Source organism: Pseudomonas sp. LB3P81 (assembly GCF_054897965.1).
Window position 1 is genome coordinate 733,593 of record NZ_JBUBVG010000001.1, and the last position, 14,480, is coordinate 748,072.

At 57.5% G+C, this 14,480-nt stretch carries 9 protein-coding genes and 1 pseudogene; 5 read left to right on the top strand and 5 right to left on the bottom strand.

Annotated elements, in window-relative coordinates; all coding sequences use genetic code 11:
• Positions 1–474: 474 nt before the first annotated feature.
• Together ACYZTL_RS03300 and ACYZTL_RS03305 are read left to right on the top strand one after the other, a co-directional pair.
• A complete protein-coding gene (locus ACYZTL_RS03300) occupies positions 475–1,836 on the top strand; it encodes a cache domain-containing protein (protein WP_461950559.1) in 1,362 nt (453 codons plus the stop codon).
• A 26-nt stretch (positions 1,837–1,862) separates the two neighbouring features.
• Positions 1,863–2,495, top strand: a complete 633-nt coding sequence (locus tag ACYZTL_RS03305) for a response regulator (RefSeq protein WP_461950560.1) — start codon at positions 1,863–1,865, stop codon at positions 2,493–2,495.
• Positions 2,496–2,517: 22 nt separating this feature from the next.
• Here ACYZTL_RS03305 and ACYZTL_RS03310 read toward each other — a convergent pair whose 3' ends face one another.
• The 5 genes from ACYZTL_RS03310 to ACYZTL_RS03330 form a co-directional block, all read right to left on the bottom strand.
• Positions 2,518–2,958, bottom strand: a complete 441-nt coding sequence (locus ACYZTL_RS03310; protein WP_461950561.1) for a CBS domain-containing protein — start codon at positions 2,956–2,958, stop codon at positions 2,518–2,520.
• A gap of 40 nt (positions 2,959–2,998) precedes the next feature.
• The gene (gene nirD, locus ACYZTL_RS03315) at positions 2,999–3,376 is read right to left on the bottom strand and encodes a nitrite reductase small subunit NirD (protein WP_461950562.1); all 378 of its coding nucleotides are present in this window, start codon (positions 3,374–3,376) and stop codon (positions 2,999–3,001) included.
• Positions 3,376–5,937, bottom strand: coding sequence for a nitrite reductase large subunit NirB (nirB, locus tag ACYZTL_RS03320; protein ID WP_461950563.1), 2,562 nt, complete (start codon positions 5,935–5,937; stop codon positions 3,376–3,378). The genes nirD and nirB overlap by 1 nt, the downstream gene beginning before the upstream one ends.
• 341 nt (positions 5,938–6,278) lie before the next feature.
• Positions 6,279–7,448, bottom strand: a complete 1,170-nt coding sequence (locus ACYZTL_RS03325) for a DUF1624 domain-containing protein (protein ID WP_461950564.1) — start codon at positions 7,446–7,448, stop codon at positions 6,279–6,281.
• A 245-nt stretch (positions 7,449–7,693) separates the two neighbouring features.
• The gene (locus ACYZTL_RS03330; RefSeq protein WP_461950565.1) at positions 7,694–9,820 is read right to left on the bottom strand and encodes a TonB-dependent siderophore receptor; all 2,127 of its coding nucleotides are present in this window, start codon (positions 9,818–9,820) and stop codon (positions 7,694–7,696) included.
• Positions 9,821–10,499: 679 nt separating this feature from the next.
• On the opposite strand from ACYZTL_RS03330, the gene ACYZTL_RS03335 reads away from it, so the two are divergent.
• The 3 genes and pseudogenes from ACYZTL_RS03335 to ACYZTL_RS03345 all read left to right on the top strand — a co-directional run bounded on the left by ACYZTL_RS03335 (position 10,500) and on the right by ACYZTL_RS03345 (position 14,467).
• The gene (locus ACYZTL_RS03335) at positions 10,500–12,359 is read left to right on the top strand and encodes a pyruvate kinase (protein ID WP_461950566.1); all 1,860 of its coding nucleotides are present in this window, start codon (positions 10,500–10,502) and stop codon (positions 12,357–12,359) included.
• A gap of 47 nt (positions 12,360–12,406) precedes the next feature.
• Positions 12,407–12,580: pseudogene (locus ACYZTL_RS03340) on the top strand (CHAD domain-containing protein); the annotation flags it as partial.
• A 153-nt stretch (positions 12,581–12,733) separates the two neighbouring features.
• Entirely contained in the window at positions 12,734–14,467 is a 1,734-nt protein-coding gene (locus ACYZTL_RS03345; RefSeq protein ID WP_461950567.1) for an AMP-binding protein, read from the top strand.
• Positions 14,468–14,480: the final 13 nt, after the last annotated feature.

Here is a 14,480-nt window from a genome sequence, read left to right on the forward strand (position 1 = left end):
ACTGCGGCGGTAATTTTTATAATTGTGTCCGCTGTGCGGAGCTGGCCCAATATCCGCGCATGCCGTCCACAAATAAATCCGCGTTACTACGTACGCGACGCCTACGTAGTTCTACGTAGACACCACTGATCTCCAAGTTGAAATGAAGACCCTGAGGGAGCGGGCTTGCCCGCGAATGCAATCTTTCAGTTGGCATTGAAGTCGACTGACAGACCGCTTTCGCGGGCAAGCCCGCTCCCACAGGTTTTGCGTTTCATCACAACCACAAGTCATTCCGTCCAGCAGCGCTACTGGACGCGCGTATCTTTGGCATATGATGCCGGCCTTCGCCTAACGCCATCCCTGTAGGAGCAGCCGGTCGACGCTCGATTGCTCGCGATGGACTCAAGAACAACGCGCCTATTCAGCAACCCCGCGTTTTCGTTGACGACCATCGCGAGCAAGCTCGCTCCTACAAAGTCCTCAGGAGCCCAGATGCAGCTCAAACACAAAATCGTCGCGCTCGGGATTCTGCCGCTGGTGCTGGCGATTGCTGTCATCTGTGCGCTGGTGATTTCCCTGAACCGCCAACTGGGTGATCAGCAGGCGCAGCTGATCGAAGACAGCATTCTGGCCAGCAAGCGCGCTGAACTGAAAAACTACGTGGAAATGGCGCAAAGCCTGATCGCGCCGCTGTACGACGATGGCCACGGTGACGCGCGCGCCCAGCAGCAAGTGTTGGAAGAACTGCGCAAACTCAGCTTTGGCATCAATGGCTACTTCTTCGTGTACGACCGCGAGGGCCGCAGCCTGATGCACGCGCGGCAATCGGAGCTGGTGGGGCAGTATTTGTGGGACATGAAGGACCCGCACGGCCTGCCGGTGATCCAGGCATTGCTCAAGAGTGCGCAATCGGGCGAAGGTTTTCAGCGCTACGCCTGGAACAAACCCTCCTCTGGCCAGGTGACCGACAAACTCGCCTACGTGGTGATGCTGGATCGCTGGGGCTGGATGCTCGGCACCGGCATTTACCTTGAAGACGTTGAACGCGCCACTCAGCAGGCGCGTGACGAGGTGGCTCAGGGCATCCGCAAAACCATGCTGGCGATTGCCGCCGTGGCGCTCGTGGCGGTGCTGTTCGTGTTTGCCAGCGGCATGACGCTGAATGTCAGCGAACACCGTCTGGCCGACAAAAAACTCCAGCGCCTGACCCAGCGCATCGTCAGTTTGCAGGAGGAAGAACGATCGCGGGTTTCCCGGGAACTGCACGACGGCATCAGTCAGGTGCTGGTCTCGATCAAGTTCCAGTTCGAACTGGCCAGCCATGTCCTGGAGAACGGACAGGACAAAGGCTTGAGCATTTTAAGAGAGGCCACGGAGCGGTTGGGGGAAGCGATTGGCGAGGTTCGCAGCCTCTCCCACGACCTGCGCTCGTCTTTGCTCGACACCCTTGGCCTGTCCGCAGCCATCGGCCAACTTGCCGAAGAATTCGAACAACGCAGCGGCCTTGCCGTGACCTACAACGACAACGAATTCGACTGCCATCTGGTCGATGGTGCAGCGGTCTCGCTGTTCCGCATCGTGCAGGAAGGCCTGACCAATATTGAACGCCATGCCCAGGCGAAAAACGTTTCCATTACCCTGCACGGGTCTGAAGAATCCATACGGCTGACGGTGATCGATGACGGCGTCGGCTTCAATGTCGCCCAGGTCGAACGTCTGCACGCCGGCATTGGCCTGCGCAATATCCGTGAGCGTGTCGAGCATTTCGGGGGGCGGTTCGACCTGATCTCGATGCCGGGAAGAAGTGAGCTGGACGTGCTGCTGCCGATGAAAATGCCCGGCGCAAAACGCTGACCTGACAATAAGAGTGAATGCCCGTGATGAACCTGCCCTCCCCGATCCGCGTCGCCCTGGTCGACGATCACTCTTTGGTCCGCGACGGGATCAAGGCGCTGCTGTCTGTCATGGCCCCGCTGGAAGTGGTGGGTGAAGCCGAGAATGGTGCGGACGCCATCGAGATGGTCGGGCGCTGTCAGCCGGACCTGTTGCTGGTCGATATCAGCCTCAAGGACATGAACGGCCTGGAGTTGACCCGCTTGATGCGCAGCCAGTACCCGTCGCTCAAAGTGCTGGTGCTCAGCATGTACGACAACTACGAATACGTGAGTGAGTCCGTTCGCTCAGGTGCCAGCGGGTATGTACTGAAGAATGCACCGTCACGGGAAATCATTGCGGCTATCGAAGCCATTGCCAGCGGCGGGACGTTCTACAGTGCTGAAATCGCCCAGCGGCTCATTGCCGATAAAAGCATCGACAATGAGCTGACACCACGTGAAAGCCAGGTGTTGTACAAAATGGCGCAAGGGATGAACAACAAGGAAATGGCCCGCGATCTGGATATCAGCGTGCGTACCGTAGAAACCCATCGCCTGAGCATCCGCCGCAAACTCAACATCGACAAACCGGCGGCGCTGGTCAAGTACGCGATCGATCACGGGATCATTTCCCCATAGGGCTATTCCTTGCCGCCCCCCCTTAATCACCGCGAATGTAATGCTCCATCTGTCGAATCAGATCGGCCTGCTCGGCGATGGCTTCTTTCACCAGATCACCAATCGATAACAGGCCAATCAGTTCGCCCCCCTCCACCACCGGCAGATGGCGCAGATGACTGTCGGTCATGACGGCCATGCAGCGCTCGATGCTCTGCTGACTGTCGGCGGTCACCACCGGTGCGCTCATGATTTCGCGCACCGGCGTGCCAACCGAAGAACGCCCCTGCAGAACAACCTTGCGTGCATAGTCGCGTTCACTGATCACGCCGACCACTTGCCCGGCGTCGATGACCGGCAGCGCGCCGACGTTTTTCTCGGCCATCAGCTTCAGGGCTTCAAGCACCATCTGGTCAGGCGCGATGCTATGGACGTGCTGGTTTTGCACGACCTTGAGTTTCAGCAGTTGTGCGGCTGTTTTCATCCATGCCTCCAGTACCGTTGCGCAATGCGGTTAATTACTCTCAAGCCACTCCGACTTCCACGACGTCGCCGTTCAACCGCACCGGCCACACACGCAGACGTTGTTGCGGATACTCCAGGCAACTGCCGTCCTCCAGCCGAAAATGCTGTTTATAGATCGGCGAAGCCACCACCAGATCGCCCTTGATGCTGCCGACCAACCCGCGGCCGATGACGTTCGCCCCGGATTGCGGGTCATGGTTGTCGATGGCGTAGAGGGTTCGGCCCTCAGCGCCCGGCAAATAAAACAGCGCCACTTGTGCGCCGTCGAGCCAGACGACGACACCGGAATCACTGACCAGATCCTGTCGCGCACACACGCTTTGCCAGACATTGGTGTCGGCCAGGGCATTGATGCGTTGGGTAGTAGACTGGCTCATCAGGCAATCTCCTCGATGACGGGAATCAGGTTGAGTTCGGCGGCCATGATCGGGCGCCGCTGACCACGCTCCTGGACAAAATGGATGTCCGGGTCCGGGCGCTTGTCGTTGACGAAGGTACGAAAGCGTTTGAGTTTTTCCGGATCTTTAAGGGCATTCGCCCATTCGCATTCGTAGCGGTCGACCACCCACTGCATTTGCGATTCAAGTTCCGCGCCAAGTCCGAGACTGTCGTGGATGACCACGTCTTTGAGGTAATCGAGGCCGCCTTCCAGCGTTTCACGCCACACCGAGGTGCGCTGCAGTTTGTCGGCTGTGCGAATGTAGAACATCAGGAAGCGGTCGATGTAGCGGATCAGGGTTTCGTCGTCGAGGTCGGTGGCGAACAGTTCCGCATGGCGCGGACGCATGCCGCCATTACCGGCGATGTAGAGGTTCCAACCTTTCTCGGTGGCGATCACGCCCACGTCTTTGCTCTGGGCCTCGGCGCATTCGCGAGTGCAACCGGACACCGCAAATTTGAGCTTGTGCGGCGAGCGCAGACCTTTGTAACGATCCTCGATCGTCAGGGCCATTTGCACACTGTCCTGCACGCCGTAACGGCACCAGGTGCTGCCGACGCAGGATTTCACCGTCCGGGTCGATTTGCCGTAGGCGTGCCCGGTTTCGAAACCGGCTTCGATCAACTCGGCCCAGATGTCCGGCAGTTCATGCAACTGCGCACCGAACAGGTCGATACGCTGGCCGCCGGTGATTTTGGTGTAGAGGTCGTATTTCTTCGCCACCACACCGATCGCGATCAGTTTGTCGGCGGTGATCTCGCCACCGGGAATGCGCGGCACCACCGAATAGGTGCCGTTTTTCTGCATGTTGGCCATGAAGGTGTCGTTGGTGTCCTGCAACGGCACCAGCGACGCGTCCATGATCGGCTGGTTCCAGCACGAGGCGAGGATCGAGCCAACCGCCGGTTTGCAGACGTCGCACCCGGTGTGGCCACGGCCATGTTTGGCCAGCAGTTCCTCGAAGGTGGTCACCCCTTCTACCCGCACCAGCGCATACAACTCCTGACGGGTGTAGGCGAAGTGTTCGCAGAGGCTTTTGTCGACGCTGACACCCCGGGCAATCAATTCATGCTCGAAGACTTGCTTGAGCAAACCGGCGCAACCACCGCAGCCGGTGCAGGCCTTGGTCTGCGCCTTGAGCAGGCCGAGGTCGGTGCAGCCACCGTCGATGGCCGAGCAGATGGAACCCTTGGTGACGTTGTGGCACGAGCAGACCGTGGCCGACTCGGGCAACGCGCCCGGGCCCAGCGTCGGGGCGCCTTCGGAGGACGGCAGAATCAGGCTGGCAGGTTCCGTCGGCAAGGCGATGGCGTTCTGCATGTATTGCAGCAGCGTGTCGTAATAGCTGTTATCGCCGACCAGCACCGCACCGATAACGTGCTTGCCGGTGGCATCCACCACCAATCGCCGATAGCTGGCCGTGGTTTCGTCAATGAACTGATAACTGCGCGCGCCCGGCGTGTGGCCGTGGGCATCGCCGATGGAGCCGACATCGACGCCCAGCAGCTTGAGTTTGGTCGACATGTCGGCGCCGATGAAGGGCTCGGCAATCTCATTGCACAGGCGTGCCGCGACGCTACGCGCCATCTGGTAGCCCGGCGCGACCAAGCCGAACAGGCTGCCGTTCCACGAGGCGCACTCGCCGATGGCGTAGATGTCCGGGTCGCTGCTCCGGCATTCGTCGTCAATCACGACGCCGCCGCGCGGACCGATGTCCAGCGAGCATTGCCGGGCCAGCGCATCTTGTGCGCGAATGCCGGCCGAGAACACGATCAGATCGGCTTCAAGAAACTCGTCGTTGGCGAAGTTCATGCGGTAGCGATACGCCTCGCCCGCGCTGATCGATTGGGTGGCGCGGGACAGGTGCACACCGACGCCCAGCCTTTCGATCTGCGACTTGAGCGCAAGGCCACCCATCTCGTCCAGCTGCACCGGCATCAGGCGCGGGGCGAATTCCACCACATGCGCTTCCAGGCCCAGACTCTTCAGCGCGTTGGCAGCCTCAAGGCCCAAGAGGCCACCGCCCACCACGACACCACGTCGGGCATTGGCAGCGGCGGTGCGGATCGCGTCGAGGTCTTCAAGGGTTCGATACACCAGGCGTGAATCGCCCTCCGCACCTTCGATCGGCGGCACAAACGGATACGACCCGGTGGCCAGAACCAATTTGTCGTAAGGCACGCAACCTTGCGCGGTGGTCACCTGGCGACGGGCGCGGTCGATTTCCAGTACCGGCACACCCAAATGCAGGGTGACGCCCGGTGTCTGGTACAGCGAGGCTTCGCCGAGGGCCAGGGATTCAGCATCACGGCCAGAGAAATACTCGGAAAGATGCACGCGATCGTAGGCACGCATCGGCTCTTCGCTGAACACGTGCAAGCAATACTGGGCAAGCGCCCCCCGCTCGATCAACTGCTCGACACAATGATGTCCGACCATGCCATTGCCGATCACGATCAGCGTTTGCAATTTGTTCAACGCGGCAACATTGGAATTCATAAGAAGCACCCGGCTAAAGCGGTTCAAAAAGCAAAAAAAAACGCCTGAAACCTTTCGGTTCCAGGCGTCTTTGCCTGTTCTTTTGCGGTGTTAGTACCAGACGTCTATGCCTGATCCACCGATGTTGCCCATGAATCGATCGTCGTTGACCGAGGGGGCTGCCCACTCGACTGCGTTTACGATGGGCCTGCCTGGTGTGTTGCAGTGTTTGTGCCAGATCGCAAAAGTGCTGCTCCAGGCTGCTTGTCGGGGCTTTCGCCGTGGGTTTCGCCCCAGCGTTTTGCCTTCGCATAGTGCAACGGCACGCTTCACGGCTTTATAAAAGTGCACAAACATGGGTATTAAAAGTATTTCAGCCAGGCAATGTCTCGACGTCGCGCCTTTAATCCGGAGAACCATTTAACCGGCGGGTACAGCGCAATGGCGAGCAAGATGGCCGTTATCCAGACCGCCCCTACCGACGTGAAGCCAAACCATGAGCCCTGATTCAACCCGAACAGCGCGACCGCGATGACATACAAAACTTTAAGCGCATACAGGTGCACAAGATAAAAGAACATCGGCGCCGATCCGAAGACCGTCATGGGACGCAGCCACTGGCTCTTCTGCAAGTGTTCAAACCACAGGAGCAGCAAGCATCCGACGCTCAGGGTCAGCGCAATAAACAGCAGCGACGGCGGGTATTTGGTGACGTTGAAAAAGCTCATCAGCGTTTGCAGGGACGTATCGCCCACGCTCCAGGGCTTCTCGCCATAGCCATTGAGCTGCCGCAGCGCGATGAATCCCGCCAGCCCGGCGACGCTGCAGATCAGCAATGCGCGTTGGCGCCCCCTCGCGTCCGCCGTTCGCCCGAACCACGGCCCCATGGCATAACCCAGTCCGATCACGCCAATCCACGGCAGCACCGGATAGGACGTGCGCAGCCGAAGCCCTTCGGACAGTTCGATCCAGCCGCGATCATGGAGAATCGCCCAAGGTACGTGCATCGCCGATTCCACTGGAAAGTGCAGCGCGTCCAGCAGGTTGTGACCGGCGATGATCGCCAGGCTCAGGAGCAGCAACATCGGACGCGGCAGCCAGACCATCACCGACAGCGCAATCATGCTCAAGCCGATGGCCCAGATCACCTGCATATAAATGACCGTCGGCGGCAGCTGGAACGTCCAGGCGAAGTTCACCAGGGTGAACTCAAGCACCACCAGAAACAGACCTCGCTTGAACAGAAAACTGCAAACGTCAGCCTTGCCGGCGTATTTCTCACCGTACAACCAGGCCGACAGACCGGTGAGCAGCACGAAGACCGGCGCGCACAAATGAGCGAGTGTGCGGCTGAAAAACAAGACGGGTTCGGTCGTGGCGATGTCCATGGGATCGGACACCTGTCGATGCAGGAAAAAGGTCTCGCGGACGTGGTCGAGCAGCATGAACAGAATCACCATGCCTCTCAATGCATCGATGGAAAGGAGCCGGCCGACTGCCGTGCCGGTGGAACGAGGGAGCGCAATGGTCATGGAGGTTTCGCAACACAAGGGTGAATAAAAGTGTCCCGCCGAAAAGACGGACGAGGATACTATATTGTTACCCTATAACATCTCAACTGCACATTGGAAACCGTAGGAGCGAGCTTGTCTCCGGGCGGCGTTCCGACGATGGACTTCAGAACGCCGCGTTTACCCAGACAACACGCGTTTCCGTTAACGACCATCGTCGGAACGCCGCCCGGAGACAAGCTCGCTCCTACATACCGGTTTGATCGTCAGAGTGTGTAAGAAATACCGACCTGAACTGTTCTCGGCTCACCAGGGTAAGCGTAGACATTGCCAAAAGCGCCTTCTTCATAGTCCCGGTCGAACAGATTCTTCACATCGAGATTAACTCTGACCTTGTCATTGATCTTGTAGAAGCTGAGCAGGTCGACGACGGTGTAACTGCCCATCGTAAACGCTGTATTAGCGGTCTGGCCCGCACGTTCATCGACGTATTTACCACCCACACCCAAGCCTAGCCCCTTGAAAGCACCCTCCTGAAACTCGTAAACGTTCAGCAGGCTGAAGCTGTTCCTGGGAATGTTCATCAGCCGGGTGCCCGACTGGATCACGTTGTCTTTGGTGACCTCGGCGTCGACATAGGCATAGCCACCCACCACCCGCCACTCTGGAGTTACATTGCCTGCCACGTTCAGGTCAAAGCCACGGCTGCGTACCTCGCCAGCCGCCACGCTGAAGGTCGAGTCAACGGGATCGGTGGTAAGGACATTGCGTTTTTCAATCTGATAGATCGCCGCGTCAACACTCAACTGGCGATCCAGAGCTTCCCATTTGATACCCACCTCATAGGACTTGCCCTTTTCCGGCTCAAAGCCGCCACCCTGTCGACTGGCCCCGGTATTGGGTTTGAATGAGCGCGCTGTATCGGCATAAACCGCCAACGTATCGGTCAGGTCATAAAGCACTCCGAGACGCGGCGTCACCGCATTGTCGCTCGCTTCCCAGCTTCGACCACCCGGTACGAAGGTCTCATAGTCATGCTCGAAGCGCTCGAAACGGGCGCCGGCTAACACCTTCAACCGCTCAGTCAACGCCACCTGATCCTGGACGAAGGCCGCGTAGGTCTTGAGGTTTTCCTGGTCGTTGGTCGGCGTTCGGGTCAAGGCCGGACGAGGCTGGCCATACACCGGGTTGAAGATATCAATCGGGTAGGCACCGACCGCACCGCTGGAGCGCTGGATGATGGACTTGTAGTCGTAATCCTCGTACTCGACACCGGTCAACAATGTGTGATCGAAACCACCGGTGGAGAAATGTCCGGTGAGGTTGAGCTGGGTATCTTTATCCGTCCACTCCAGCTTGCGATAGTTGAAGTTGCGTCCCAGCGTGCGTCCGTCGGCTGCGACACCGTTCGCTTCGACGGCGTTGCCCTGCAATGTGCCGTCGAGCCACTGGAAACCACCACCCAATGTCCAGTCGTCATTCAGGAAGTGTTCGAAACGCAGCTGGGCCATGTTGTTATCGTTGTGCAACTTGCCGGCGTCTTTTTCACCAAAGAACGTGTCACGAGACGCGGTGCCAACCTGTTTCGGATAGCGCGTCACGCCGCGATCCAGCGGGTGATTGTTGCGCATAAAGTCGCCCTCGAAGATCACCTTGGTGTCGTCGTTGGCCTGCCAGGAAATAACCGGCGTCACACCGTAACGTTCGGTTTCGACATGATCGCGGAAAGTATCTCCGCCCTCTCCCACCACGTTCAGGCGATAAGCCAGGCGCCCCTCTTCGTCGAGCGGGCCAGAGGCATCCAGCGTGCCACGCTTCATTCCCTGATCATCGAGCTGGCTGCCCAGCGTCACAGTACGTTCAGCCAAAGGCTGTTTGGAGACCACGTTGAACGTGCCACCAGGATCACCCCGACCATAGAGCATGGTTGCGGGGCCGCGCAGTACTTCCAGCCGCTCGATGGTGTTCGCATCAGGCATGTTCGGATAACCACGGTTGATCGGAAATCCGTTGCGATAGAACTCGCCGGTGGTAAATCCACGCACAGTGAAGGTGGTCAGCCCCTGGCCGCCGAAGTTGTTTGCCCGTCCTACTCCGCCGGCGTAGTCAAGCGCATCCTGAAGGCGGGTAGCTCCGATGTCCTCAACAGCATCTTTGGTCACCACACTGATGGACTGCGGTGTTTCATGAATAGAAGTGTCGGTTCGCGTCGCGCTGGCAGAACGCGTTGCACGGTAGCCCTTCACCGGCCCTTGAGCCGTTTCATACTCCGACGTACCGACGATGTCGGTCGCTTGCAATTCCAGACTGGTTTTATCGGTTGTAGCTTGCTCCGCCCAAGAGTAAGCAGATAAAGCCTGAAGCACGCAGATAGAAACCAGAGTACGACGCATCTAGGAAACCTTGAGAAAATAGCCAATGGGACGGCATACGTGCCAACAAATCGCGGCGCACGGTATACCATATCATTAGCGTTTGATACACATTCTCATTCAATTTTTTCTAAGCACTGCCTGCACTTCTTTGTCTTATATCCGGTTCGCGCTTCACTTCGTTCGCTGTGGTCAGCTTACGGCGGGACATTCGCCCCCAATATTGCGCCCATGCTCTGCGCGCACAAAAAAAGAGGCAGAAGCCTCTCTTTTCAATGCTGACGTAAATGCTGCGCACAAAAAAAACGCCACTCATTGAGTGGCGTTTTTTTTTGAATTATGGAGCGGGAAACGAGACTGAAATCCGCGCTCTTTCTCCTTGAAAGCATTGATATTTTCTGTGAACAACGCTTTCGATGTACGGGATGAAGTACGCATTTTTCGAGATTGCAAAGTGGTCAACTTTTACAAATCGCTTCTGCACCTGATTACACGAATCAAGGAGCTTTGCAGCTGAGTGGCTACGGCAGAATCGGTTTCCGCGCCAAAGTTCACTTCAGGTCGGTTTCATCTATCATATAAATCGCTGCAACAGATCGCTGACAAACGCCGGACGTCTGGCTCACTCGCTGTAAGAAAAACGTCATCTAAGCGAACCACTATGGAAACAGGCGACCCGCCTTTGTCCCGAGTGCGCGCCATGACCACACCTCTGCCGTCAGGCCAGACCGAATACGCCGATGAGATGCACGCTGCACTGAAATCCCTGGTGGCTCTGCGCAATAAGATGAGCAATGCATCGCAGTCTCACCTCGATGTATCGCGTATTCATCCGAGCTATCGCGACAGTGCTGCAAACCTCCTCGATTACCTTGTCCTCAGGCGCCACGACATCCGGCCATTGCAGACTCAGCTGACTGCGTTGGGTCTATCGTCACTTGGAAGAAGCGAACGCGATGTCTGTGGCTCAGTAGACCGGGTGATATCCGTGCTTGAGCGAATGACCTCAAGAGTGATGTCCTGCAGTACTGAAGGCCAGAAACAGCCCCCAAAGAAAAATGCAGTATTGTTGGTTGAACACGGCGAGGCGCTCTTCGGCAGCCACGACCGGGACAGAGCCGTTCGTATTATGGTCACCATGCCTACAGAAGCCGCCGGTGATTATGAGTTCGTTGAGCGCCTGGTGGCAGCAGGCATGAACTGCCAACGGATCAACTGTGCGCATGATGGGCCGGAACAATGGCTGGCGATGATTGACCATGTACGCCGGGCGAGCCTCAAGTTGGGCAAACCCTGTCAGGTCGCAATGGATCTCCCTGGGCCAAAACTTCGCACCGGTGCCCTGGCCGAAGGTATACCGGTGCTCAAGATCCGCCCGCTACGCGATGACACGGGAAAAGTGCTGAAACCAGGGCGGCTTTATCTAACATCAGACGCTTTTCCGGCAGCCGACTCCATCCAGTTACCCGCTGAATGGCTGGAACAGATCGAGGTGGGTAACATCCTGAAATGCCGTGATGCACGCTTTTCCAAACGCACAATGCGCGTGGTCGAAACGCATACTCAAGGCATTTGGGTGGAGCTTGATCAAACCACCTACCTCGTGCCGGAAATGGAGCTGGAACTCCAGACGCCCGCTGGACGCAAATCCATCGGGCGAGTTATCGCTGTGCCTCCTAAGTCTCAAACCATCAAATTGCATGAGGGTGATCTGTTAACGCTCACCAGAGATCCTGATGAAGGAGGCCCGGCGATAGTAGACGAAGCAGGTAATGTGACTACCCCGGCACACATCAGCTGCACGTCTGACGCAGTCTTCCGTGCAACGAAGCCCGGCGACCCGATATGGTTTGACGATGGAAAAATCGGTGGCGAGGTGTTATCCAAAACGACCAATGCGTTGCACATTGAGATTCATCACGCACCGGGTGGTGTGAAGCTCAAGACTGACAAAGGAATCAATCTTCCCGACACAAATCTCGGTCTCAAGGCTTTGGCCGAAGACGATATCGCAGCGCTTGAGTTTGCCATTCAGCATGCCGACATCATTGAACTCTCCTTCGTCAATCAAGCAGAAGATGTTCGATCACTCTTTCAGCATCTGGAACGCCTGAATGCTGAACATTTGGGCATTGTATTGAAAATCGAAACCCGCCAAGGCTTCGAAAATCTCCCGGAGCTGCTGCTCACCGGAATGAGGAGTCCAAGGTTAGGGGTCATGATCGCCCGGGGCGACCTGGCAGTGGAGACAGGTTTCGAACGAACCGCTGAGCTGCAAGAAGAGATGCTTTGCCTATGCGAGGCCGCCCACGTCCCCGTGATCTGGGCCACGCAAGTCCTTGAGTCCTTGGCCAAGACGGGCGCCCCTACCCGAGCAGAGATCACTGACGCAGCCATGGGCATTCGCGCTGAGTGCGTGATGCTGAACAAAGGGCCGTTTATCCTCAAGGCCATAAGCACCTTGGACGATCTGCTTAAACGTATGCAAAGCCACCATGACAAGAAGCGCGACATGCTGAGAAAGCTGCGCGTTGCAAGGTTGCCCGTGCAATCAGCGTAGCAAAATTGCCATCTGCTACTCTTCTCACATTTCTCCGTGCGAGGACGATGATGTCATTTGTCGACGATTTCGTGGCCCAGATCATTTCCTTGGAAGTCTCCCTCTATCATTCGCGCGCTCGGCTGCAAGCCAACAGTGACAGCGAAGCTCTGCATGACTTGAGGATAGCGGTTCGCAAAATACGAAGCCTTTTGCGTCCTCTGCGCAACATGCCTGAGGTAACCATCGCTGCCAGCTCGTCAATGAAACCAGAGGATATTCACGAGGTTTGGTACTTCCTTCCAACTCGCTGAAGGTCTCTTAACAATTGTTAATGCCCTCTCCCACACGACCTGCCCAAAATCCGCAAAAAATACAATGAGCAGGAGTCCACCATGTCCACGTCCCCCGTCAGTGCAAAAACCGTATACGAACTCCTTCAGATTTCGGCCAAGACTCATCCTGACCAGATCGCATTGAGCTACATCAACAGCCTGACACCGCTTGATACGCAGCACTTCAGTTACACCGAGCTGTTGTGCAACGTGAACCGTGCGGCACGACTGATCCTGGATCTCGCGGGCCGCCACAAGCCTGTGGTTTCGCTGCTACTGCCAAACATTCCGCAGAGCCAGTACCTGCTCTGGGCCGCCGCCAGCGTTGGCATCGCCAACCCGCTCAACCCGCTGCTCAACGAGGATGCCCTATACAACCTGATGCTAGAGGCGAAAACCGACCTGATCTTCGTGCTCGGCCCACTACCGGGCAATGATCTTTGGCAAAAGGCCCTCAGCGTAGCCCAGCGTTTGCCACACAGGCCCAAGTGCGTATCCGTGATGGCGAAGGCTGGAGAGTACTGGTTTGATGAGTTACTCACGCTTTACAGCGCCTCAGAACTGGAGACCCCGTTGTTGCCGCGTGCCGACGACATCGCCGCTTACTTCCATACTGGCGGCACCACCGGCGTGCCTAAACTGGCCTGCCACACCCATGCCAATCAAGTTGCGGCAGCCCTCGCCTACGTGCGTTGCATGGCAACCAGCCACAACGATGTTGCGCTTAACGGTCTGCCGATCTTCCACGTCGCCGGGGCCTTGGTGAACAGTTTGGGAGGACTCGCCAGTGGTTTGCAGATGTTGCTGCCCACGCTCGCAGGTTTCCGCAATCCCGAAGTGATCCGTCTGCACTGGCAATTGGTCGAGGCGTTTGGCATTACCATCAGCGGCGGCATCCCGACCTCGGTTGCGGCGATGCTTGAAGTGCCCCTGGATGGCCACGACATCAGCTCGCTGCGTTTTATGCTCTCTGGCGGCGCACCGGTGCCCGCAGCGCTTTGCGAACAAGTTCGCGCGATTGCCGGGCTTAATCTGTACCAGGCCTATGGCATGACCGAATGCGCTGGCATCATTGCCCTGCCGAATCTTGAGCGCCCTTCGATTCCCGGTAGTGCGGGACATGTCAGTGGAGAGGTGGAAGTGCGGATCGCCAACGGCGGTGAGATCTGTGTTCGAGGCCCGACGGTATTCCCCGGTTATCTGGGACAGAGTACCGTCCCCCTTGAAGACGGCTGGCTACGCACTGGCGACTTGGGGCATTTGGACGAGCTGGGCAACTTGTTCATCACCGGCCGAGCCAAGGATCTGATTATTCGCAGCGGCCATAACATCGACCCAGCTTTGATCGAGAACTGCCTGGAGTCCCACCCCGCGGTGTCGCTAGCCGCAGCAGTAAGTATGCCCGATGAATACGCCGGTGAGCTGCCGGTGGCCTTCGTGCAGTTGCACAAGGGCAGCCAGATCAGCATTGACGAACTGCAGCAGTATGCCTTCGAGAACATCGCTGAGCGCCCCGCATGCCCGAAGCGCATTTTCCTGGTCGACGCCCTTCCAGTCACGGCGGTAGGAAAGATCTTCAAACAGCGCCTGCGGGAACTGGCGGCAGCTTACACTGTTAGCGAACGCATAACGCCGCGTTGCGGAGAGCTCGTCGTCGAGGTAAGCCATAAGGCCGATGGCAGTCTGCTACTCAATCTCGACGCAGTGCCACGAGAGCATTTGAAGTGGTGCGCCGAACAAGCCGAACGACTGAACTTGCGCGTTCAGATGCCGAAGGGAGAAACCTGTGATTGATTATGACTACTTA